The organism is Arthrobacter sp. UYEF21 (assembly GCF_040546085.1).
Lineage (GTDB): Bacteria > Actinomycetota > Actinomycetes > Actinomycetales > Micrococcaceae > Arthrobacter.
On record NZ_JBEPNF010000007.1, the window covers coordinates 21,096 to 41,708 of the forward strand.

23 protein-coding genes and 1 pseudogene are annotated in these 20,613 nt (G+C 64.8%); 18 read left to right on the top strand and 6 right to left on the bottom strand.

Features of this window, described 5'->3' with window-relative positions; genetic code table 11:
- The first annotated feature begins 87 nt into the window (after nucleotides 1–87).
- From ABIB27_RS09425 to ABIB27_RS09445, 5 genes are read left to right on the top strand one after another with little or no spacing between them, the layout of a single operon-like run.
- On the top strand, nucleotides 88–849 hold the full coding sequence (locus tag ABIB27_RS09425; RefSeq protein ID WP_354217723.1) for a phosphatase PAP2 family protein: 762 nt from the start codon (nucleotides 88–90) through the stop codon (nucleotides 847–849).
- Between the two features lie 26 nt (nucleotides 850–875).
- Entirely contained in the window at nucleotides 876–1,589 is a 714-nt protein-coding gene (locus ABIB27_RS09430; protein WP_354217722.1) for a DedA family protein, read from the top strand.
- Nucleotides 1,590–1,593: 4 nt separating this feature from the next.
- Nucleotides 1,594–2,268 (top strand): response regulator transcription factor, encoded by a 675-nt coding sequence (locus ABIB27_RS09435; RefSeq protein WP_354217721.1) that lies wholly within the window; start codon nucleotides 1,594–1,596, stop codon nucleotides 2,266–2,268.
- Entirely contained in the window at nucleotides 2,261–3,256 is a 996-nt protein-coding gene (locus ABIB27_RS09440; protein ID WP_354217720.1) for a sensor histidine kinase, read from the top strand. Before ABIB27_RS09435 ends, ABIB27_RS09440 begins: the two co-directional genes overlap by 8 nt.
- Before the next feature lie 44 nt (nucleotides 3,257–3,300).
- A complete protein-coding gene (locus ABIB27_RS09445; protein ID WP_354217744.1) occupies nucleotides 3,301–3,681 on the top strand; it encodes an RNA-binding S4 domain-containing protein in 381 nt (126 codons plus the stop codon).
- On the opposite strand, the gene ABIB27_RS09450 is transcribed toward ABIB27_RS09445, so the two are convergent.
- Complete coding sequence (locus ABIB27_RS09450; RefSeq protein WP_502909158.1) at nucleotides 3,668–4,189, bottom strand: hypothetical protein; 522 nt, start codon at nucleotides 4,187–4,189, stop codon at nucleotides 3,668–3,670. The two genes, ABIB27_RS09445 and ABIB27_RS09450, sit on opposite strands and share 14 nt — an antisense overlap.
- A 480-nt stretch (nucleotides 4,190–4,669) precedes the next feature.
- Between ABIB27_RS09450 and ABIB27_RS09455 the strand changes: the two are divergent.
- Together ABIB27_RS09455 and ABIB27_RS09460 are read left to right on the top strand one after the other, a co-directional pair.
- Nucleotides 4,670–5,233: pseudogene (locus tag ABIB27_RS09455) on the top strand (HNH endonuclease); the annotation flags it as partial.
- A gap of 239 nt (nucleotides 5,234–5,472) precedes the next feature.
- Entirely contained in the window at nucleotides 5,473–6,090 is a 618-nt protein-coding gene (locus ABIB27_RS09460; protein WP_354217718.1) for a uracil-DNA glycosylase family protein, read from the top strand.
- Nucleotides 6,091–6,158: 68 nt separating this feature from the next.
- Here ABIB27_RS09460 and ABIB27_RS09465 read toward each other — a convergent pair whose 3' ends face one another.
- Nucleotides 6,159–7,403 (bottom strand): type II toxin-antitoxin system HipA family toxin, encoded by a 1,245-nt coding sequence (locus ABIB27_RS09465; protein ID WP_354217717.1) that lies wholly within the window; start codon nucleotides 7,401–7,403, stop codon nucleotides 6,159–6,161.
- On the bottom strand, nucleotides 7,400–7,675 hold the full coding sequence (locus ABIB27_RS09470) for a helix-turn-helix transcriptional regulator (protein ID WP_354217716.1): 276 nt from the start codon (nucleotides 7,673–7,675) through the stop codon (nucleotides 7,400–7,402). The genes ABIB27_RS09465 and ABIB27_RS09470 overlap by 4 nt, the downstream gene beginning before the upstream one ends.
- Nucleotides 7,676–7,899: 224 nt before the next feature.
- Between ABIB27_RS09470 and ABIB27_RS09475 the strand changes: the two genes are divergently transcribed.
- The 4 genes from ABIB27_RS09475 to ABIB27_RS09490 all read left to right on the top strand — a co-directional run bounded on the left by ABIB27_RS09475 (nucleotide 7,900) and on the right by ABIB27_RS09490 (nucleotide 10,728).
- Nucleotides 7,900–9,000 carry a thermonuclease family protein gene (locus tag ABIB27_RS09475; RefSeq protein WP_354217715.1) on the top strand — a complete coding sequence of 367 codons (1,101 nt, stop codon included), beginning with the start codon at nucleotides 7,900–7,902 and terminating at the stop codon, nucleotides 8,998–9,000.
- Nucleotides 9,001–9,508: 508 nt separating this feature from the next.
- Nucleotides 9,509–10,117 carry a DedA family protein gene (locus ABIB27_RS09480; RefSeq protein WP_354217714.1) on the top strand — a complete coding sequence of 203 codons (609 nt, stop codon included), beginning with the start codon at nucleotides 9,509–9,511 and terminating at the stop codon, nucleotides 10,115–10,117.
- A 66-nt stretch (nucleotides 10,118–10,183) separates the two neighbouring features.
- Nucleotides 10,184–10,309 (top strand): type I restriction-modification system subunit M N-terminal domain-containing protein, encoded by a 126-nt coding sequence (locus ABIB27_RS09485; protein WP_354253826.1) that lies wholly within the window; start codon nucleotides 10,184–10,186, stop codon nucleotides 10,307–10,309.
- Nucleotides 10,306–10,728 (top strand): N-6 DNA methylase, encoded by a 423-nt coding sequence (locus ABIB27_RS09490; RefSeq protein ID WP_354217713.1) that lies wholly within the window; start codon nucleotides 10,306–10,308, stop codon nucleotides 10,726–10,728. The genes ABIB27_RS09485 and ABIB27_RS09490 overlap by 4 nt, the downstream gene beginning before the upstream one ends.
- A gap of 87 nt (nucleotides 10,729–10,815) precedes the next feature.
- Here the strand turns inward: ABIB27_RS09490 and ABIB27_RS09495 are convergent, their stop codons facing one another.
- Complete coding sequence (locus tag ABIB27_RS09495) at nucleotides 10,816–10,983, bottom strand: hypothetical protein (protein ID WP_354217712.1); 168 nt, start codon at nucleotides 10,981–10,983, stop codon at nucleotides 10,816–10,818.
- A 352-nt stretch (nucleotides 10,984–11,335) separates the two neighbouring features.
- Between ABIB27_RS09495 and ABIB27_RS09500 the strand changes: the two genes are divergently transcribed.
- The 6 genes from ABIB27_RS09500 to ABIB27_RS09525 all read left to right on the top strand — a co-directional run bounded on the left by ABIB27_RS09500 (nucleotide 11,336) and on the right by ABIB27_RS09525 (nucleotide 18,099).
- Nucleotides 11,336–12,097 carry a FadR/GntR family transcriptional regulator gene (locus ABIB27_RS09500; protein ID WP_354217711.1) on the top strand — a complete coding sequence of 254 codons (762 nt, stop codon included), beginning with the start codon at nucleotides 11,336–11,338 and terminating at the stop codon, nucleotides 12,095–12,097.
- Nucleotides 12,098–12,138: 41 nt separating this feature from the next.
- A complete protein-coding gene (locus tag ABIB27_RS09505) occupies nucleotides 12,139–13,203 on the top strand; it encodes an asparaginase (protein WP_354217710.1) in 1,065 nt (354 codons plus the stop codon).
- 29 nt (nucleotides 13,204–13,232) lie between these two features.
- The gene (locus ABIB27_RS09510) at nucleotides 13,233–14,657 is read left to right on the top strand and encodes an aspartate ammonia-lyase (protein ID WP_354217709.1); all 1,425 of its coding nucleotides are present in this window, start codon (nucleotides 13,233–13,235) and stop codon (nucleotides 14,655–14,657) included.
- A gap of 28 nt (nucleotides 14,658–14,685) precedes the next feature.
- Nucleotides 14,686–16,200: an amino acid permease gene (locus ABIB27_RS09515; RefSeq protein ID WP_354217708.1), complete on the top strand. Its 1,515-nt coding sequence runs from the start codon at nucleotides 14,686–14,688 to the stop codon at nucleotides 16,198–16,200.
- A 174-nt stretch (nucleotides 16,201–16,374) separates the two neighbouring features.
- Nucleotides 16,375–16,623, top strand: coding sequence for an SCO4226 family nickel-binding protein (locus tag ABIB27_RS09520; protein WP_354217707.1), 249 nt, complete (start codon nucleotides 16,375–16,377; stop codon nucleotides 16,621–16,623).
- 159 nt (nucleotides 16,624–16,782) lie between these two features.
- Entirely contained in the window at nucleotides 16,783–18,099 is a 1,317-nt protein-coding gene (locus ABIB27_RS09525) for an ATP-binding protein (RefSeq protein ID WP_354217706.1), read from the top strand.
- Nucleotides 18,100–18,168: 69 nt separating this feature from the next.
- Here the strand turns inward: ABIB27_RS09525 and ABIB27_RS09530 are convergent, their stop codons facing one another.
- Together ABIB27_RS09530 and gluQRS are read right to left on the bottom strand one after the other, a co-directional pair.
- A complete protein-coding gene (locus tag ABIB27_RS09530; RefSeq protein ID WP_354217705.1) occupies nucleotides 18,169–18,777 on the bottom strand; it encodes an HD domain-containing protein in 609 nt (202 codons plus the stop codon).
- A 98-nt stretch (nucleotides 18,778–18,875) separates the two neighbouring features.
- Entirely contained in the window at nucleotides 18,876–19,757 is an 882-nt protein-coding gene (gene gluQRS / locus ABIB27_RS09535) for a tRNA glutamyl-Q(34) synthetase GluQRS (RefSeq protein WP_354217704.1), read from the bottom strand.
- Between the two features lie 322 nt (nucleotides 19,758–20,079).
- On the opposite strand from gluQRS, the gene ABIB27_RS09540 reads away from it, so the two are divergent.
- Nucleotides 20,080–20,580 carry an Lrp/AsnC family transcriptional regulator gene (locus ABIB27_RS09540; protein WP_354217703.1) on the top strand — a complete coding sequence of 167 codons (501 nt, stop codon included), beginning with the start codon at nucleotides 20,080–20,082 and terminating at the stop codon, nucleotides 20,578–20,580.
- Nucleotides 20,581–20,613: the final 33 nt, after the last annotated feature.

The following is a 20,613-nucleotide window of genomic DNA, read 5'->3' on the forward strand; positions in this document are numbered from 1 at the left end:
CGCCATTCTTAAGGATTCCTTAACGGCATCGGGGCAGACTGGTCTGGACGCGGCCAACGGGCCGCAGAGAGCGAGCCGGAGTATTTGATGCCTGACACCGACCACAGCCCAAGTTTCCCGCCAGGCCGCGCATGCGCCGCCCCAAGTGGCGGCAGGACGCGGCTCCTCGCGCTGCCCCAAGCCCGGCTCTGGGTCCTGTGGGGGATCCTCCTGGCCGCCGCCGTCGTCATTCTTGGCATCACTGTTGCACATGTTCCCGGCATCAGCATGGACGAACTGGGCGTGGATCAGAACCTGAGCCTGCATCACATTGCCCTGCTGACCGGAGTCGCCATGGCCTTGAACCTGTTGTTCGGCCCCATGGTGGGGGTCCTGCTGATCGCCGTCGTCGCCTTGTTTTTGCTGTTGGTGCGCCGGGCGCCCGTCAATGCTGTGGCGTTCGGCCTGGTGGCGGCGTCCGGCTGGGTGGCGAGCGAATTCTTCAAGATCCTTGTGGCCAGGCAGCGTCCGAATCCCGCGTTGCTTTTCGACCCGCTGGCACCGGAAACCGGGAGCGACAGTTTTCCCAGCGGTCACGTCAGTTTCGCTGTGACCCTTGCCTTCGCTGTGTACTTCCTGGCCCGCGGGACGCGGTGGTCGAAATTCGCCGCAGTCGCAGGCGTGGTGGTGGCCGTGGTCGTGGCGTGGTCACGGCTGTACATCGGTGTGCACTACCTGTCCGACGTCGTCGGGTCGCTTCTGGCTGGCAGCGCAGCCGTGATCCTCCTGACCGGGTGCTGGAACTGGTTGGCGCCCCTGGTGTGGAACCGTCTGCCGGTCAACGCGGCAACCAGGCCATTCTTGCTCTAGGCGTTCCCGCCCTTACGAAAGGCATCATGCAGACATTTCATGCACTGGCCACGGCGGCGGCCTCCGCTGCCATGTCCTCGCCCCTCGACCCGGCCGGGCTCCTTCAGGGCCTGGGACCGGCCGCCCTGGCGGTTATCGCCGGGATGGTCTTCATCGAATCCGGCGTCCTTTTCCCTTTCCTGCCCGGGGACTCGCTCCTCTTCACGGCGGGCCTGCTTCATCAGCAATTGAACCTCACCCTCCCGCTCCTGATCGGCGTCGTCTCAGTGGCGGCGGTGGCCGGCGACCAGGTCGGTTACTTTCTGGGCCGGAAGTTCGGCCGCCGCTGGTTCAAGGATGATGCCCGGATCCTGAAGACCTCGCACCTGACCCAGACCGAGGAGTTCTTCCACCGGCATGGCGGTGGCGCGGTGGTGATGGCGCGCTTTGTGCCGATCGTGCGTACCTATGCCCCGCTGGCAGCCGGGATCGCCCACTACACGTACCGGAGATTTACTCTCTGGAACATCGTGGGTGCGGTGGCCTGGTCGGCGTCCGTGATCCTGCTGGGGTCCTGGCTGGGGCACTTCGAAATCATCGCCAACAACATCGACCTCATCGCCGTGGCCATGGTCCTGGTGTCCGTCATCCCGTGGGGCATCGAGTACCTGAAACGCCGCAGGAACAAGGGCAACGTCAGCAAGGAACCGGCCGCAGAATCCGAAGATCGGCTCGTGGAAGAGTTGGCCGGGGAAGAATAGACCCATGACAACAGATGCCCGGCCGTCCCTTCTCCTGGTCGAGGATGATCCCGTCCTGGGCCCGCTCATTGTGGAGCTGCTGGAGGGGGATTACTGCATCCGGCTGGCAGCGGACGGAAGGCTGGGGCTCAGCGCCGCACTTGGGGAGCCCTGGGACGTCCTGGTGATCGACCGCGGGCTGCCCGGCATGGACGGGATTGCCCTGATCAGCGCACTACGGGCTAAAGGGATTTCGACGCCGGTGCTGATCCTGACAGCGCTGGGCGCAACGGATGAGAAGGTCCGCGGACTCGACGCCGGCGCCAATGACTATATGACCAAACCGTTCGACGCCGGGGAGCTGGGTGCGCGCCTGCGCGCGCTGACCCGCAGCTACACTCTGCAACAACCGACGGTGAGCATCGGCGACTGGGAGCTGAACGCCGTCGCCCGTTCCGTCCGCTCCGTCTACGGTCCGCTGGTGACGCTGACCGCCAAGGAATGCGAGCTGCTGGCCGCACTCGCCACGCAACCGGACCGGGTATTCAGCCGGGACGAACTCATCCGCGCCGTTTTCCCGCCCACCGACCAACCAAGCGTGGTGGACACGTACGTCCACCACCTTCGCCGCAAAATATCAAAAAGTGTGGTCCGGACGGTCCACGGCATCGGCTACCAGATCGGGGACGGGCATGAGTAAAACAGCCGGGCCGGCCGACCGGGACCAGACCACCCTGCGAAAGGCATCGTTAAGGATCGCCCTGCGCATCAGCGCTGCCTGCGCTGTGATGGTCATCCTCCTGCTGGCCGGAGCGGCCGTCTACCTGGCGAACCAGTTGTCGCACCCCGAAGTGCCCGGCACTCCCGGTGCCGTGGCAGACTACGCCTACCTTGACTACAAAGATCTGCTCAAGGCCTTGGTCATCGCAGGAGCCGCAGGGATTGTGCTCGCCGGCCTGATCGGCTGGCTCAGTGCCCGCAGCGCCATCCGTCCTTTGGGCGAGGCAATGGCACTGCAGCGCAGGTTCGTCCAGGATGCCAGCCACGAACTTCGCACACCCCTGACCATCCTGGACGCGCGCATCCAGCTCGCCCAACGCAATGCCCCGGCCGGCTCGGAGCAGGGGAACGCGCTGGCCCGCATCAGGGAGGACACGGGAACGCTGACGGCCATCGTCAATGAACTGCTTCTGGCGGCCACAGGCGGAGCCCCGGAAGCGCCGCCCGAGCCGACGGACGTCGCTGAGGCGGCTGCCGCCGTCGCCGACAGCATCCGGCAGATCGCCCAGGACCTGGACATCCACGTTGTGGGCACGAAGGACGGCCAGTCGCTTTGCCGGATCGATCAGAACAGTCTCCGCCGCGCCGTCCTTGCCCTGGCGGACAACGCCCTCGCCCATACGCCGCGCGGAGGAAGGGTAACTATAGCTACCACTTCGAGCCACCGCAGCGCTGTCATAACGGTGACCGATACCGGATCCGGCATCACCGGCGTCGAACAGGACAGGATCTTTGATCGGTTCGTGCGGGCACCCGGTCCGGATTCCTCGCGGGGCCAAAGCAGTTTCGGCATCGGGCTGGCCCTGGTCCGGGACATCGCGACCGGTGCTGGCGGGACTGTTGGGGTCGCCAGCACGGGTCCGGGTGGAACCACCATGAAGCTCACGCTCCCGCTGGCTGCACCATGACCCCGGTGCCCCGGGCCGGCGACGCCGTATACTCGGTGCCAGCCATGACCAGCCTTCCGTCCTCCCCCGCCAGCGTCCGCCTTGATGCGTGGCTGTGGGCGATCCGCGCCTACAAAACCCGCTCCGCTGCCACTTCCGCGTGCCGGGCCGGACACGTGCGGCTCAACGGCAGCCCAGCCAAGGCCTCCGCCACGCTCGTAACGGGCGAGACCGTGACGATTCGGATGTCCGGCTATGAACGCATCCTTGAAGTCCGCCGCCTGATCGCCAAACGCGTGGGCGCCGAGGCGGCGTCGCACTGTTTCACCGACCACACTCCGCCCCGGCCGGTGGCGCCGGCTCTGGGACTTCCGCAGCGGGACCGTGGTGCAGGGCGGCCCACCAAGAAGGACCGGCGCGAGATGGAACGTCTTAAGGGCGCGTAGTTTCAGCCTGGTTCTTGACCTTGGCCTGCACGAGGTTCGCGAACGGCAGCTTTCCGTGGTCCGCGACGAAGGCGGCGTGATACGCCGCCTCAGCCCGGCTCACTTCCTCGGCAGGCAGCTCTTTCCACGCAATGATCAGTTCGTCGGTGTGTGTCAGCTGCCAGATGAGCCGGCTGTCCCAATGTCCTGGCGGCCGGCCCCTCCCGAAGTCCAAAAACTCCTTGATCTGAATGCGGAGGCCACGATTGCCCTTGCTCCCGGTCCCTGCCTTCCCGAGGTAGAGAATATCTGCGCCGTCCACCCATTCCGCCCAAATGGCTTCCGCCGGCAGGGTGGGGATCTTCTTCTTGAAAACGCCTGCGGCGCTCCTCTTCAGGAAGTGCGGCTCGAACTCATTTGTCCGGAGCACAGCGAAGACGCCCGTGCCCTGCGGAACCCTTATGATCTCAAGGCTGTCGAACGCCTTGAAGCCAGCAAAGCCGTCAGACTTGAGCGTTTTCTTGTTCATCCTGATGACGTTACCCGCCGAAGCGCCCCGGTAGGGGCCGCTTATCCACATAGCGTTCAACGGTGCCTATCATTGTCGGACCGCTCTGGAAGACTCTGCTTATGGAAGCCAGTCAGGGTCCGGCAATGGAGCAGGCGGCGGGAAACCGCGCATCCGGCCTTGCGGATGCCCTGAATATTCTCAACTCCGTCCGTGCCGGCAGTGACGGTCCAAGCGTTATCAACCGGCTGCGGGAACTTGAGGATGTGAAGTCGGCCGCTGCTGCCGCGCAGGCGCGGTTTTCGGTGGCGTTCGACGCCGTCGGGAGACGTGCGCAGGCAGCGGCTAGCGTTCCAGCGGACCAACAGGGCGCCGGTGACCGGGCAATTATTGGCGCCGTCCGCGCCCCAGCGTACCGGCGGGACCCGGGATCGGTAGCGAAGCGGGCCAGCCGGCGGTGCAGCCGGAACTCTGGTCGGCGGGCCCGGCGGGGATATGGATGCGGATGAACCCGACTTCAGAATCTGGCTTCGCCGGCTATACACCGCTCCCGGCAGCGGTGAGTTGGTTTCAATGGATTCAAAGGCGCGGCTTTTCCCGGAACGGCTACGCCATTTCCTCCACACCCGCGACGATACGTGCCGCACACCGTACTCCGATGCTCCGATCCGGCATCACGACCACATCATCCCCTGGCACAGCGACGGACCCACCAACACGCTCAACGGTCAGGGGCTTTGCGAAGCCTGCAACCACACCAAGGAATCACCGGGCTGGGCCGCCCGGCCAATACCCGGCCCGCGCCACACCGTTGAAGTGACCACACCAACCGGCCACGCTGACCGGTCAACCGCGCCGCCCTTGCCCGGAACTCCCCTGGCCCGTTGGCCCAAGGCCAACACACCACTGACCGCCGCAGGAGAGCGGCCCAACCATCGTCGGAGACTCCGGCGCCGTACCAAGTGGTTCAAACGGGCCGATTTTAGACGAGCACCTGTGATCTGGCGCCCGGCTGAAAGGACTCGAGTCGGCCCCCTGGGCCTGGCCCAGGGGGCGCGTGCCTGAACAAGTTTGAATCGGGTCCAGGTATTACGGCTGCCGTACCAGTCCTGGATGTCGTGGGATATCAAGACGTGTTCCAGTGACAAGTCACCGTCGGTTGCAGCCGGCGGGCGGTGTACCGGTCAGGAATCCACATATTGTTGCGGAGCCGTGCACGGGACGCCCTGCCCACCCGCGCGCCCAAAAGCGTAGAGTGGCATAAGACGCCTGATTCTGGACGCCTTGCTGCTGAGGGAGAGATCGTGACGATTGACTGGGACGAAAAAAAGGCCCTGCTACAGGAACCAAACATTGCGGCGGTAACGCAGCTTTGCGACGAACTGATGGAAAAGAAGCCAGGGTCCACCGTCCCGTACATCGACCCCGTGCATGACGAAGACGAATGCCGGATCGTCAGCCTCCATGTCAGCCCCGGCAAGGGCACCGAATCGGGGTTCGTCTCCCATTTCAACGATGACGAAGCCGCGCGCCGCGCCACCCAGATCTACGAACTCGCAGAGCTCGACCCCCGCTACGTCATGCCGTGGAACGCCTACCCGTGGATCCGCGATCCGGAGTTGCCGTCGGCCCTGAACGTCCAGGAAAAGACCGATGGCCTTCGGCCCTTCCGTCAGTTCTTGAAAATCAACCGCCGGGTCTCGGCTGTCATCGCCCACGGCACGGATGCGTCCACGTTCCTCACCCTCTTCGAGAAGACTTACCATTCCTCGCTGAAGAACAGCGGCATCAAGATCTATAAGGCCAGCGCGCTCGGCGGGCGGGTCTTTGCTGTTTCTGAAGCCAAGCAGGAGGACCTCCTGGCCAAGAGCGTGGAAGTCTACAAGGACGCCATGCAGCGGGCGGGCATCCAGCACCTCTAGCTGCCTCTCCCCCTCCCCTGCGAAGTGCCATCTCGGGAACCTACGACGGCGGCACTCACCTGAGTGCCTTAGCCTTCCAGCAACCGCCTGCGGTGCTTGAGCTCCTTCACCCACGCCCTGGTGACCATGTCCGGGAAGGGCGAGCCGCCGTCGTCGTTCCTTCCGGCACGTGGCACGCCGGCGAAAGCCGTACCGGACTCCAGGTCAGCGATCAGGGGACCGGACGCCTTGAAGGCGAGCTCCACCACTTGGCTGGCCGTCCGGTCGGGGAGTCCCAGGTCCGTGGCCCAGCCCAGGAAGTGCCGCCGCGAAATCCCGTTCCGCTTCCCGCTCAGGGTTAGCGCCAGGGTCTTGTCGCCGTAGACAACAGTGGAGGGGATGTCGTAGACCGGCGCGATGGTCCATTCCCCGTGCGGCTGCTGGACCATGGACACGTTCTTGGCGTGCAGGTCCCCGTTGCCGCTCAGCCACGCGAAAGCCCCCTGGAGTGCGAGGTTGCGGAGGGCGGGCAGGGGAGCGGCGCAATGGTCGGCCAGCGCGTGGCACACCGTCCCGTACCCCACGTTGTACTTGTCCGCGGGGTAGAGCTTGAGTACCTGGGCGCCGTCCTCCACCGCCAGCCGCTGGACCTGGTCATGCTTACCGCCAGGAACCGGGATACGGTCGAAACGCTCCACCAGCAGGCCCGGCCTGCCCGCGACATCCCTGATCAGCTGGACGTGGCTCACGGGGATCCGCAGCTTGGCCGCGTACCGGAACATGACAAACTCGTTCTCCACCACGTGCGGAAACTCCGGAGCGTTGAGTTTGAGGATGAACCGCTTGCCGGCGCTGGCCACGGGCAGCGAAATCATCCCGGCGGACAGCTTGTCCTGCACACCCGCCAGCGCCACCGGGTCAATCAGGTCCGGATCGCCCAGCAGCTGGTCGAAATCCATGGGCAGCTTGGTGTTGAGCTCGACTGAGTGTTCGTCCGGGTCCAGCGGTTCGCCGTGCCCGACGATCTGGACGTCGCCCACCGGATTCCCGCCGGCAGCGATGAGCAGGGCCAGGTCGTCGTCGGCGCTGGTCTTGATGGAACGTCGCAGCGCATTGAGCCTGCGGCCCTCCGGCAGCAGCCCGGTGAAATACGGCGGTGCAGCTCCAGCCCCTGAGAAAACCGGCTCGGTGGTGAGCGGCAGGGAGCTTGCGACGGCGGGTCCCCCGGTTGCAAGATACGCCGGAAGGTAGCCGAACCGGGTGCCGCCGTCGTGCCGTTCGAGGCGTGCGGCCAGCACACCCGCCTTGTAGATGTCGGCGACGCGGTGCTTCATGGCTGTGCTTCACCGACGACGTTCGGGGCAATGGCCGGGTCTGCGAGTGCGCGGGCAGCCTGGCTCGTTCTGGTGTTGAGCCGGAGTTCGAGGCCCAAGGTGTCCAGGACCGCGGTCAGGGAATCGAGCTGGACGCTCGGCTTGCCCTGCTCCACAAAACGGACGAACCGTTCCGAGACCCCGGCCATGTCCGCCAGGTCGCGCTGGGTAAGGCCCAACTGTCCGCGCCGCGAGCGCACTTCTCCGGCGAGCAAGTCGGTCAAGGGTTCCATTGGCGCCTCCGATATAGGTACGAACGTGCCGTATTTGGATTCCCGGTAAGCCTACGCCCAGTACTGCCTAGCGAAAAGCCTCAGACCGGCACGAACGTACTGCTTTCGTCAGCGATTATCCTCACTTGCCCGAAAACGTCCAGCATAGTTTGAGGAAACTTTCAGGTTCAACCAAGGTTGCTGTATCTTCACGACATGATCGCCTGTTTAGAAAAGAGCTTTGAATGAAGAAACTACTCGTTGCTTCCGTGGCCTCTGCCGCGTTGGTGGCAGGGTCCATGGTCGTCGCCTCTGCGGCGAATGCAGATTCCGGCACGGTAATCCGGATCATTGACGGTGACACCCTGGTGGTCAGCATCAACAACGGCGACCACACCATCCGACTGCTCAATATAGACACCCCGGAGACGAAGGACCCCAACCAGCCCGTGGAGTGCCTCGGCCCGCAGGCCGCGGAATACCTGGAGAGACTGCTCCCTCAAGGCACGCGGGTCAGGCTTGAGTTCGACGCCGAACGTCACGACAAATACGGCCGGACTCTCGCTGGGGTATTTACACCGGATGGTTCACTTGTAAACGCGAACATAGCCCGGGAAGGCATGGGAATCCCCGTACAGTTCGGCGGCAACAGTAAATTCATGCCGCCGGTCGAAGCGGCCTACGCGGAAGCTCGGGCGGCCAAGAGCGGTCTGTTCTCCGATCAAGTGGACTGCACGATACCTGCCCAACTTGCACAGACGACAAAGGCGCTTGAAACCGCCGCTGCAGCCGAGCCCGCAACCACGTCAACTGCTGCTGGCGCAGTGGCCACAGCCCTTGTTACGGAACTGGCAGCGGCAAAGGCCCTCAGAGCTGTTCTTGCTGCCAGCAAGGACGCCCAGAGGGCAATCTACTGGGCTGGCCTGACGGCCACCGTCACAGTGGCCTACCTTTCCACGCTCGATAACAAGGTCGCGGCTGCAGAGAAGAAGCGGGACGACACGAAGTCCCTGCAGGTCACCCTGGCATCGGCGGAAAAGAAGGCACTCGAGGACCGCCTGGCCGCTGAGGCTCAGGCCGCAGCGGAAAAGAAAGCCGCCGAGGAACGTGCTGCTGCCGAGAAGAAGGCCGCGGACGACGCAGCTGCTGCCAATGCCGCAGCAGCGGAAGCGGCCCGTCAGGCCGAAGCCGAGCGCCAACGTAGGCTGCCGGCACCCGCACCATATGTCCCGCCGGCGCCCCAGCCGTACATTCCGCCCGCGCCCGCCCCATATGTACCACCGGCTACCAAGTACACAGGTCCGCGTTGCTACGCACCGGGCGGGAAGTCTTGGCGTCCCTGCTAGGGCATTTGCGGATTGCAGCGGGTCCCAAGCGCTCTTGGGACCCGCTGTTTATAGACCCGATCCGGGCCCGGATCATTCCTCGGTCAACCCCTGGATCTCCGACATGGCATTCTGAAGCCGGGCAGCGAACCGGCACGATCGCGCCGGTTGCCGACTATGGAAAGAGCGCCAGCAGGCGGGCATCCGAACAGGAAGGGGTTGGCCGCCCCTTCCAAAGGCGAAGACGGTCACCGGCATACAAAGATCGCTGACGCCGCAGATCGTTACCGCGCAGCGCTGGGTCACGGCGTGAATGTCATCCCCCTCATTGCCGTTGCTTCGGGAACCGCTTCCATCAGACCCACGTGGCGTTGGCCTTTCACGCCCGACGCGGTGTTGGAGTTAATCGGAGATGGTGCAGTGGAAAGCCTCCCGACATTCCGTGAGGGCCCTGGCGTTCGCGAGATAGTCGCTTCAACTGTCGAAAGCTACGCCTGAAAGTTCTGCCCCGATGGCCTAGTATTTCCCCATGAGCGGCTTCATTGACGGCATCCTGAACGTCAGCCCGCTCGTGGCCTACATCGCCGTCTTCTGCCTGGTGTTCGCCGAAGACGCGCTGTTCGTCGGCTTCGTTATTCCGGGTGAAACGGCGGCTGTGCTGGGCGGGGTGGTGGCCAGCCGTGGCGAAGTTCAACTGCCGGTCATGATGATTGTCGCGGTAGCGGCCGCTGTTCTGGGCGACACCGTAGGCTACGAGGTCGGGAAGCATTTAGGCCCCCGGCTCGTGAAGTCCAAAGCGATGACCCGGCATAGGAGACGTCTAAAGAAGGCCCAGGACTTCCTGCGCCGCAGAGGCGGGTGGGCGGTCTTCCTGGGACGGTTCGTTGCCTTCTTCCGCGCTGTGATGCCCGCTTTGGCCGGCACGTCCCGGATGCCGTACGGCCGGTTCTTGCTCTTCAACGCTGCTGGCGGTCTCGCGTGGGGTATCGGCTTTGTCCTGCTGGGCTACCTGGCCGGCAATTCCTACGAGGCCGTGACCAAAGCAGCCGGCCGGGACATCGCCGTCGTCATCGCCGCAGTGGCCCTGACCGCGCTGGTGGCGTGGCGCCTGCGCGCTTGGAAGAAAGAACGCACGTAACGGAGGACGGCGGAGGTCTTGGACCGCTCGACAGGACTGTCACCCCCAGGCACAAAACTCACTGTGGTGATCACAGGTGAAATCAAGTCCCAAGTAGACAAAGTCCAAAATACGTTCTGGAGCGGCGGCATCTCCAACCCGCTGGAAGTCATCGAACAGATCACATATCTGCTGTTTCTGAAGCGTCGATGAGTGAAGATTCCACCTACCGCCACCACATGAAGGATGCTCAGTTCAAGATCCCGAACGCGGGCGTGCTGAAACACGTCGTGGACATCGTCGACAGCATCAATATGGACGGCAAGGACACCAAGGGTGACCTGTACGAGTACATGTTGTCCATGCTGGCTTCGGCCGGGACCAACGGGCAGTTCCGCACGCCCCGCCACATCTTCGACCTCATGGTGGCGCTTGAGGATTGGCCTGACCTGGCGCAGCATGCCCGCCGCGCCGAACAGTTCACCCGGGTAGATCCCCGAGCGTCCATGTTCTACGCCAGGTACACCGCCGAGCGCCTTGTTGATTGGCTGTTCAAGGTAGAGCCCGCGCTCGTCCTTCCCTACAAGGACGACCTCAACGCCCTCCTGAACGAACCCGCCTTCAAGAACTAGGCGAAGAACGGCAGCCAGCTGCCGCCGTCGTTTGCGTTCGATGCCGGCCACCTCGCCCCGGCGCCCAAAGCTCCGGTCCACCAGCAGTCACCGGAGCAGCTCCAGAAGCTGGAGGCAGAGCACAAGGCCAGAGACGAGGCCCTCACGAAAGCCGCCGCGGCCAACGAGGACCTCACAGCCCAGCTGCAGCAACTGCAGGCCGAAATTGCCCAGCAGTGGGACTACCTCGACTGGCGTTGTGAAACTGTTCGGCATTCTCCGGACTATTGAGGACCGTGCCCGCGTAGGGTGAGCAGGTTCCTGAATGGGCGCCCACAACCCCGATCGGTGGCGCCATACGGGTCAGAGCCGGCGTCGGGGAGGATGTTGGTGTCGCTGGCGGGGTTGCGGCGCTCGAAGCACTTGCCGCGCCGCCCGCGGGCTCCGGCAGGGCCGCCGGGGATCCGCATCCGGAGGCAACCAAGCACAAAATGGCAGCAGCGATCAGTGTGTTCAGTCTTATTTTCCCCATAAGGGCAGTATGGCAAGGCTATTGCGGCCTATCAACCAGGCCCCCGGGCATGTCGCGGACATTGACACAGTCTGTGACCCGTGCCATATTTAAAGCGTGAACCTGTCAGACAGCCGGACAGCAGGACAGCCTGCGCATCCCGTCCGCGAGCAGCCCCTTAGCCAGCCTTCCCCCGCGGCCGGCGTGGCAGTTCAGCCCTTGGCCCGGCTCAGTGCGGCCGAAGCGGTGTTCAACGCCATCCGTGCCGACATCGAATCCGGCGTCGTGGCAGTGGGGGGCAAGCTCAGTTCCGAGGCTTCCCTGTCACAGCAGTACGGGGTCAGCCGCTCGGTCATCCGCGAAGCCCTCCGTTCCTGCACCGCGCTGGGCCTGACGGTTACCAAAACCGGTAAGGGCACCTTTGTGGTGGCCAACAAGGTGGCAAACGACCTCACGCTCGGGCAGTACTCCGCCCGGGACCTCACCGAAGCGCGCCCCCACATCGAAGTCCCCGCCGCGGGTCTGGCCGCCCAGCGGCGGACAGACGAAGAACTGGCGACGATGCGGCACATCGTCGCCGCCATGGCCACGGAAACTGACCCTGAATCATGGGTTGCCCTGGACTCCAGCTTCCATGCCGCCATCGCCCAGGCCAGCGGCAACAAGGTGTTCGCCAGCGTGGTTGCCGATATCCGGGGCGCCCTGGCATTCCAGTCCGAGACGCTGAACATGGTGGCCGACCGCCAGCACGCCTCCGATGCTGAACACCAGCGCATCCTCGAGGCCATCGAAGCAGCATCCGCAGACGCCGCCAGCAACGCGATGGCCGAACATCTGCACGCCGTGGGCGCCGCCCTCGATTCCATCCTCAACCACTAACGCTTCAGCAAGTATCCCTTCACCAGTAACCCTAGGACTCCATGCCTGCCACTGCACTTCATGCTTCCCAGACTGCTGCCTCCGGCACCGCCGGGAACCTCCCGCAGCACGCACCCCTGGTGGTCGCTACCCGCGACGGCCTCGTGGAAAGCGTCCACTACGGTTCGGCCGTCGCGACGGCTCCGGACGGCACCATCCTGGCCGCGGTTGGCGACCCCCTGGCTCCGTTCTACCCGCGCTCCTCCCTCAAGCCGCTGCAGGCCGTGGCCATGGTCCGTGCCGGCCTGAAACTCCCCGCCGACCTCCTCGCGCTGGCCGCCGCGAGCCACTCCGGCGGGGCCAAGCACCGCGGGGGCACCCAGCGCATCCTCAGCATGCATGGCCTCACGGCGAGCGACCTCGAGAACAGCACCGACCTCCCCTACGGCACCTGCGAGCGCGAAAACTGGCTGCGTTCCGGCCTCCATGCCACACAAGTGACGCAGAATTGCTCCGGTAAGCACGCCGCCATGGCTGCCACCTGCGTCATCAACGGCTGGCCGGTCAAAGGCTATCTGGACCCGTCGCACCCGCTACAGCAACTTGTCGCGTCCACAGTTTTTGAACTCGCAGGAGAGGAACCGTCCGCCCGCAGTACAGATGGCTGCGGCACCCCGCTGTTCGCCCTCACCCTCCGCGGCATGGCCCGCGGCTTTGGCACCATCGCAGCCGCTGCAGCGGGCATATCAGGAACCCCCGACGACGGCGGGACCGCCCCACTGTCGGCGGACGCCGCCGTCGGACTCGCCATGCGGCAACACCCTGACATGGTGGCCGGCGAGCGCCGGGACGTCACCGAACTGATGCGGCTGCTCCCCGGCGCCGTGGCAAAGGACGGTTTTGAGGGTGTGCAGCTGGTTGGCCTGCCGGACGGCCGCGCCGTCGCCGTCAAGATTTCCGACGGCGGCGACCGTGCCCGGATGCCCGCCACGCTGCACGTCCTGGCGGCGCTCGGCGTCGACACCGCGCCGCTGGGTGGCATCGCTACCGCCCCCGTCCTGGGCGGCGGGCACGCAGTCGGCCTGCTGCAGCCCACCGATTTCCTGCCTGCTTTAACCCTGTCCTAACCCGTCAACGAAGCCCTGTGAGGACCCTCATGACCAACCTGACCATGCTTGATGCCGCAACAGAAACCCGGTCCGAGCACGATCTCCTGGGCGACCGCGACGTCCCCGCCGAAGCGTATTGGGGCGTCCACACCCTCCGCGCAGTGGAAAACTTCCCTATCACCGGGCAGCCGCTGTCCTCCAACATGCACCTGATCCGCGGCCTCGCCGCCGTGAAGCTCGCCGCCGCCCGGACCAACCACGAGCTTGGTCTGCTGGACGCCGACCGGGCGCGGGCGATCGAACAAGCCTGCACCGACGTGATGGCCGGAAAACTCAGCGACCAGTTCGTGGTGGACGTGATCCAGGGCGGCGCCGGGACGTCGTCGAACATGAACGCCAACGAGGTCATCGCCAACCGGGCGCTGGAGATGCTTGGCCACCCCAAGGGCGACTACGCACGGCTGCACCCCAACGACCACGTGAACCTCAGCCAGTCCACCAACGACGTTTACCCCACCGCGGTCAAGCTCGGCACCATCTTCGCCGCCCGCGAGCTTCTGGACTCCCTGGCAGAACTCGAAGAAGCCTTCGGCGAGAAGGCACTGGAATTCCGCACCGTGGTGAAGATGGGCCGCACCCAGCTGCAGGACGCCGTCCCCATGACCCTCGGCCAGGAATTCGGCACCTATGCCGTAACCATCGGCGAGGACCGCCTGCGCCTGGCCGAGGCCGAACTGCTCATCCACGAAATTAACCTCGGCGCCACCGCCATCGGCACCGGCCTGAACGCTCCTGCCGGCTATACCGAGGCAGCCTGCCGGCACCTGGCCGAGATCACGGGCCTGCCCCTGGTCACCGCCGTCGACCTCATCGAGGCCACCCAGGACGTGGGCGCCTTTGTGCACCTGTCCGGCGTGCTCAAGCGGGTGGCTGTGAAGCTCTCCAAGATCTGCAACGACCTCCGCCTGCTCTCCTCCGGCCCGCGCGCCGGCTTCGGCGAGATCAACCTGCCGGCCGTACAGTCCGGCTCGTCCATCATGCCCGGCAAAATCAACCCCGTCATCCCGGAAGTGGTCAGCCAGGTCGCCTACGAAGTCATCGGCAACGACGTCACCATCACCATGGCCGCCGAGGCCGGGCAGCTCCAGCTCAACGCCTTCGAACCCATCATTGTCCACAGCCTCCACAAGAGCATCTCCCACCTCGAAGCAGCCTGCCGCACCCTCACGGCCCGCTGTGTCCGGGGCATCACTGCCAACACCAAGCACCTCCGGCTCACCGTGGAACAGTCCATCGGCCTGGTCACCGCCCTGAATCCCCACCTCGGCTACGCCACCGCCACGGCAATCGCCCAAGAGGCACTCGCCACCGGCAAGGGCGTCGCGGAACTTGTCCTCGAGCACGGCCTGCTCACCGACAGCCAGCTCCAGGAACTCCTCAGCCCCGAACGCCTCGCCAACCTCAGCAAATAGTCCCCACATCCCCTTAAGGACACAGCGCATGACGAATCCCCCCATCCCCGACCACCTCATCGACGGCGGCCACGCCCACGCCACCGAGTCCACCCTGCACGCGGAGGACAAGGGCTACCACAAGAACCTCAAACCGCGGCAGATCCAGATGATCGCCATCGGCGGCGCCATCGGTACCGGCCTGTTCCTCGGCGCCGGCGGCCGCCTAAACGCCGCCGGACCGTCGCTGGTCATCGCCTACGCCGTCTGCGGTTTCTTCGCTTTCCTCATCCTGCGGGCCCTGGGCGAACTGGTACTGCACCGGCCGTCGTCGGGCTCGTTTGTCTCCTACGCCCGCGAATTCTTCGGCGAGAAGGCAGCGTTCGTCTCCGGCTGGTTCTACTGGATCAACTGGGCCACCACCACCATCGTGGACATCACCGCGGCCGCCCTGTACATGCACTTCTTCGGCAACTACGTCCCCTGGATGGCAGCGGTTCCGCAGTGGGCCTGGGCCCTGATCGCCCTGGTGGTGGTTCTCGCCCTGAACCTTGTCTCCGTCAAGGTGTTCGGTGAACTCGAGTTCTGGTTCGCCCTCATCAAGGTCGCCGCACTGGTCATCTTCCTCGTGGTCGGCACCTACTTCGTCATCTTCGGCACTCCCGTGGACGGCCAACAGGTTGGCCTCAGCCTCCTCTCGGACAACGGCGGCGTCTTCCCCAACGGCCTGCTCCCCATGATCATCCTCATGCAGGGCGTCCTGTTCGCCTACGCCTCGATCGAGCTCGTGGGCACCGCCGCCGGCGAGACCGAAAACCCGGAAAAGATCATGCCCAAGGCCATCAACTCCGTGGTCTTCCGCATCGCCGTCTTCTACGTCGGCTCCGTCATCCTACTCGCGCTGCTGCTGCCCTATACCTCCTACGAGAAGGGCGTCAGCCCGTTCGTGACGTTCTTTGGCTCCATCGGCATCCAGGGCGTGGACGTCATCATGAACCTGGTGGTCCTCACCGCCGCCCTGTCCTCCCTGAACGCCGGGCTCTACTCCACCGGCCGAATCCTCCGCTCCATGTCCGTTAACGGATCGGCCCCCAAGTTTGCGTCCCGGATGAACAAGGCCGGCGTTCCCTACGGCGGCATCGCCATCACCGCCGCCGTGTCCCTGCTGGGCGTCCCACTGAACTACCTGGTCCCCGCCCAGGCTTTTGAGATCGTCCTGAACGTGGCCTCCGTGGGCATCGTCATGACCTGGGCAACCATCGTGCTCTGCCAGATCCAGCTCAAACGCTGGGCGGACAAGGGCTGGCTCGAGCGCCCGTCGTTCCGGATGTTCGGTGCCCCGTACACGGGTTACCTTTCGCTGCTCTTCCTCGTCGGCGTGCTGGTGATGGTCTTCATTGATTCCCCGCTCACCATGCTGGTAACGGCCATCGCCTCTGCGCTGATGGTGGTGGGCTGGTTCGCCTGCCGCCACCGCATCCGTGAAATCGCGGCCACCGGCGAGGGCTTCACGGGCACGGCTCCCATGGTGGCCAACCCGCCTGCGGACACGTTCAAAAAGTAGCGCACCGGCGCGTTTTTAAACGTACGACGGCGGCATCCGGTTCTGATTCCACGGACCCTCAGGTGCCGCCGTCGTTCGTTTCCAAAATCCTCTTGACGCGTTCCGGGCGCAGGTCTAACGTCGGCCCCATCCTGCTGTTTCAACGGCGAAACCGAGTTAAGGAGCACCAGCATCATGCCGGAATTTATGGATGTCCATCGCAACATGACCGGAATCACCCAAGAAGCCCTTCAAGAAGCCCACGACGCCGATCTCGCCATTCAGAGCGACGAAAGCGTCGAGTTCAAGTCGGCTTGGGCCGACCCTGAGTCGGGCCTGGTCTACTGCCTGTCCGAGGCTCCGTCAGCGGACGCTGTGCGGCGCATCCATGATCGCGCGGGCCACCCCGCCGACGAGGTCCACCCAGTTCCCATCAAAGTCTGACCAGGCAACAGAGTCCGGCTGCCTTAAGTCCGCCGTAACGCAACGCTCCTGCAACCCTTCGTCGCGGGCAGGTCGCCTATGCTCAGCAGAGCGCCTCACCGTACTGCGCTGTGCATTTACGACCTGCAGTTCAACGACGAACCACCCGGGAGACACCGCATGACCAACTGGCGCATCAGGGATTTCCATTCGGCGGACCTGGACGGGATCCTGCACCTGTGGGAGTCCCTCAAGGCCTCTGATGTGGAGCCCGTTTATGCTCTCTCCGAGGTCCTGGCTTCATGCGAGAAGGACCACGCGGTTGTGGCAGTGCAGGGCGATATGGTGGTGGGCGCCGCCGTCGGACGCGCCGCCCATGACCAGGGCTGGATCGTTTTCCTGGCTACACTGCCGGAGTACCGCGGCCGGGGCATCGGCACCTCGCTGCTCGCCGCCGTCGAAAACCGGATGGCCCCGCACGGCCTCAACAAACTGTCAGCGCTGATGCCCGAGTCCGAAACCCGGGTGGAGGCGTTCCTCAGCCGCGGCTTCGCGCTCAAGAAAAACCTGCGTTACTTCGAGCGGACTATCCCCGTGCAGCGCCAGGAACTCGGCGCGCTGGGCGAGCTGGGAGGCCGGATCCTGGCCCGGGACCTCTGGGAGAATGTGGCCGGCATGCGCAAGGAAAAGGAGCTCCTGGAGCGTCGTCTGGTCCTGCCGCTCGCCGAGGCCGACCTCGCCGATGAATACGGTGTGGTGCCGCCCCGCGCTGTGGTGCTTTTTGGGCCTCCGGGGACCGGCAAAACCACGTTCGCCAAGGCTATTGCGTCCCGGCTGGAGTGGCCGTTCGTGGAGGTGTTCCCGTCGCGGCTGGCGTCCGATCCCAAGGGGCTGGCGGGCGCCCTGCGCGAAACTTTCCTGGAAATCGCCGAGCTGGAGCACTGCGTGGTGTTCATCGATGAGGTGGAGGAGATTGCCTCGCAGCGGTCCGGCGAGCCGCCGTCGCCACTGCAGGGCGTGACGAACGAACTCCTGAAAATCATCCCGGCATTCCGTGAACAGCCCGGCCGCCTGCTGGTCTGCGCCACCAACTTCATCCGCGCCCTGGACACCGCCTTCCTACGCCACGGCCGGTTCGACTACGTCATCCCCATCGGCCTCCCCGACCGCCAGGCCCGCGAAGCCATGTGGCAGCGTTTCATCCCGGCCGCCGTGGTGGACGACGTCGATGTGGAACTCCTCGTGGAGCGCACCGAAGGTTTCTCCCCCGCGGACATTGAGTACGCCGCCCGCAGCGCTTCCCAGCGTGCGCTGGAAAAAGCAGTGTATGACGACGGCGGCGCAGCTTCCGGAGGCAGCGTTTCGGTCCGTGAGGCGGTCCGGAAGGGGCCCTCCACGCAGGACTATCTGGACGCCATCGGGGACACCCGGACCACCGTCAGCGCCGAGGTCCACCAGGACTTCCTCGAGGACATCGACGCCATCGGGCGGGTGTAGCCCAACCAACGCGGGGTCAGATATCGCCCAATTTTTGCCCTCCGATGGGCGATAAGTGACCCCGCGTTGCTATTGGGGGGCGTCGTAGGAGAGGTTCTCGTAGTCGGTGTCGTCTTCCTCGTCCAGCCGGTCGTCGAGTTCTTCCAGCAGCCACGGGTTCACGCGGGCCAGGATGTTCCGGACCTCTTCCACGTCCACAGCGGCATAGAGCACCGGACGCGCATCGCGGTATTTGGTGACCGGCGGCTTGTCCGGCCATTTCTCCGCCAGCGACCTGACCCGTCCAGGCAGTGAATTGTGGGCGTTGTCCGCGATCTTCACCAGTGCGGCATCGTGGTCTTCGGCAATTTCGCGGATCCCGGATGCGTAGTCGTCGGGGTTCTCATGCAGCCGGTTGGTGACGCGCTCAATGATGTCCACAGCCCGCTCAGGTACACCCATCTCAAGCAGCGCCTGCCGCGTGATTGGTGTGTCCTCCGCAATGTCATGCAGGTATCCAGCGATCCGGATGTCGTCGTCGAAATCCGCCAGGGCGTCGCCCACCGCGAGCACGTGTTCGCGGTATGGCCGCTTGAGTTTGTCCTTCTGCCGGTTGTGCGCCACCTCAGCCAGGACCTTCGCGGTCTCAACGGTGAATCGAAGTGCTGGGGTGTGCTCCGGGGAGCGCTGGTCTGACATGGTTCCAGCCTACGACCCCCAGACCGCACTGCCCCACACAGCGTTGCGCAGCAACGTCTTCGTGCTCGCCAAGTCTGTGGTGTGTGTGGAGGATGCTGCTAGGCTCCGGGCCAAACCCACGGGTTCCGCGGTAACCTGCCGGGCAGGAATACTGGCAGGGACTGCTCCAGCCTGTCCGCCGGCAGGCCCAGGGATAGGAGGATGAGGTCCCGGACGCCGCCCGCGGTAACTCCTCCGCGGGAAAGGTCGGCCAGCGTCACGGCACCGTCCCGCTTGGCCAGCCGGGCGCCGTCGGAATTCACCACCAACGGCACATGCGCATATTCCGGAACAGGAATATCTAAGAGCTTGGCAAGATATGCCTGCCGGGGCGTGGATGGAAGCAGATCATCCCCGCGCACCACCTGATCGACGCCCTGAGCGGCATCATCCACCACCACGGCCAGGTTATAGGCGGTCACGCCGTCGTTACGGCGCAGGACGAAGTCGTCCACCACGCCCGTAAATTCCCCGAGCAGTAAGTCCTGCACAGTGCATTCGGTGACGGCAGAGCGGAGCCTTATGGCCGCCGGCCGGGTGGAGCGTTTGTACTCCAGCTCGGCAGGGTCGAGGTACCGGCACGTTCCCGGGTAGGCTCCCTGCGGTGCATGCGGGGCCGATGGCGCATCCTGGATCTCCCGGCGCGTGCAAAAGCACTCGTACGTCAGACCCGCGTCGCCGAGCCGGCGGATCGCCTCGTCGTACACCGCGCCGCGGTCTGTCTGGCGGACGACGGCGCCGTCCCACGTCACGCCGATGGCTGCCAGATCGCGGAGCTGCTCGGCCTCCGCGCCGGCCCGCGCCCGGTCCAGGTCCTCAATGCGCAGCCGGAAGTCCCGGCCGGTGGATCGGGCAAAAAGCCAGGCAAGAATCGCGGTGCGGAGATTGCCCACATGCAGTTCCCCGGAGGGGCTGGGGGCGAAGCGTCCGGCTGGAGTCATAAACCCAGCCTACGCAAATGGGCCTGAAGTGACCCCGCGTTGCAGTGCGGCGGGACAACACAAGAGCCCCTCAGCTACCGATGACGCCGGAAATCCGGCGCCCGGGAGTTCAGGGGCTCTCGTCGTGGTTGGAGAATGACTTTGGTGTGAACAAGTGTCATCAGCGGCGGCCTCTTTGCGGGAAGCGTGGTCCAGTTTCCGGGTGGTGTGCCGGGGAGCCTGTAAGCCAGCAGGATCAGCGGTAGCCTTTCGCCTGCATGTTGCCATAATTTGAGCAGACGTCCTACAGTTGGCACAACCGGCAAGGAATACTCTGGTCAGAATGACCAATATTCACCGTGAAAACCGACAGGAAGTGATCAGATTGCAGGAACTGGACGCCACAGACAAGCGGATCCTCAACGCCCTCGACGTTGACCCCCGCATTCCCATCATGGTCCTCGCCCAGCGGCTGGGCCTGGCGCGCGGGACGGTGCAGTCGCGCCTGGAGCGGATGACGGCGTCGGGCGCACTCCGCCCCAACAGCAGCCGGGTGCTCCCCTCCGCCCTGGGCCGCGGAGTGGCGGCAGCTGTGAGCGCCGAACTGGACCAGAGCCACCTCAACGAAGCCATCGCCGCGCTCCGGAAAATCCCCGAAGTCCTGGAGTGCCATGCCCCCGCCGGTGACACCGACCTCGTCATCCGTGTCGTGGCCACCAGCCCGGACGATCTCTACCGCGTTTCGGAGGAAATCCGGCTTTGTCCTGGAATCGTCCGTACGTCCACCAGCATGTTCCTGCGCGAGGTCATCCCCTACCGGACCACAGGGCTGCTCGGGCCATAGACTATCCCGAAACAGAAGACCGGCGCGGGGTCA

Coding starts and splice junctions, on each gene's coding strand:
- ABIB27_RS09425 (WP_354217723.1), top strand. CDS start 88: ATGCCTGACACCGACCACAGCCCAAGTTTCCCGCCAGGCCGCGCATGC.
- ABIB27_RS09430 (WP_354217722.1), top strand. CDS start 876: ATGCAGACATTTCATGCACTGGCCACGGCGGCGGCCTCCGCTGCCATG.
- ABIB27_RS09435 (WP_354217721.1), top strand. CDS start 1,594: ATGACAACAGATGCCCGGCCGTCCCTTCTCCTGGTCGAGGATGATCCC.
- ABIB27_RS09440 (WP_354217720.1), top strand. CDS start 2,261: ATGAGTAAAACAGCCGGGCCGGCCGACCGGGACCAGACCACCCTGCGA.
- ABIB27_RS09445 (WP_354217744.1), top strand. CDS start 3,301: ATGACCAGCCTTCCGTCCTCCCCCGCCAGCGTCCGCCTTGATGCGTGG.
- ABIB27_RS09450 (WP_502909158.1), bottom strand. CDS start 4,189: ATGAACAAGAAAACGCTCAAGTCTGACGGCTTTGCTGGCTTCAAGGCG.
- ABIB27_RS09465 (WP_354217717.1), bottom strand. CDS start 7,403: ATGAAGCACCGCGTCGCCGACATCTACAAGGCGGGTGTGCTGGCCGCA.
- ABIB27_RS09470 (WP_354217716.1), bottom strand. CDS start 7,675: ATGGAACCCTTGACCGACTTGCTCGCCGGAGAAGTGCGCTCGCGGCGC.
- ABIB27_RS09475 (WP_354217715.1), top strand. CDS start 7,900: ATGAAGAAACTACTCGTTGCTTCCGTGGCCTCTGCCGCGTTGGTGGCA.
- ABIB27_RS09480 (WP_354217714.1), top strand. CDS start 9,509: ATGAGCGGCTTCATTGACGGCATCCTGAACGTCAGCCCGCTCGTGGCC.
- ABIB27_RS09490 (WP_354217713.1), top strand. CDS start 10,306: ATGAGTGAAGATTCCACCTACCGCCACCACATGAAGGATGCTCAGTTC.
- ABIB27_RS09495 (WP_354217712.1), bottom strand. CDS start 10,983: ATGCCGAACAGTTTCACAACGCCAGTCGAGGTAGTCCCACTGCTGGGC.
- ABIB27_RS09505 (WP_354217710.1), top strand. CDS start 12,139: ATGCCTGCCACTGCACTTCATGCTTCCCAGACTGCTGCCTCCGGCACC.
- ABIB27_RS09510 (WP_354217709.1), top strand. CDS start 13,233: ATGACCAACCTGACCATGCTTGATGCCGCAACAGAAACCCGGTCCGAG.
- ABIB27_RS09515 (WP_354217708.1), top strand. CDS start 14,686: ATGACGAATCCCCCCATCCCCGACCACCTCATCGACGGCGGCCACGCC.
- ABIB27_RS09520 (WP_354217707.1), top strand. CDS start 16,375: ATGCCGGAATTTATGGATGTCCATCGCAACATGACCGGAATCACCCAA.
- ABIB27_RS09525 (WP_354217706.1), top strand. CDS start 16,783: ATGACCAACTGGCGCATCAGGGATTTCCATTCGGCGGACCTGGACGGG.
- ABIB27_RS09530 (WP_354217705.1), bottom strand. CDS start 18,777: ATGTCAGACCAGCGCTCCCCGGAGCACACCCCAGCACTTCGATTCACC.
- gluQRS (WP_354217704.1), bottom strand. CDS start 19,757: ATGACTCCAGCCGGACGCTTCGCCCCCAGCCCCTCCGGGGAACTGCAT.
- ABIB27_RS09540 (WP_354217703.1), top strand. CDS start 20,080: ATGACCAATATTCACCGTGAAAACCGACAGGAAGTGATCAGATTGCAG.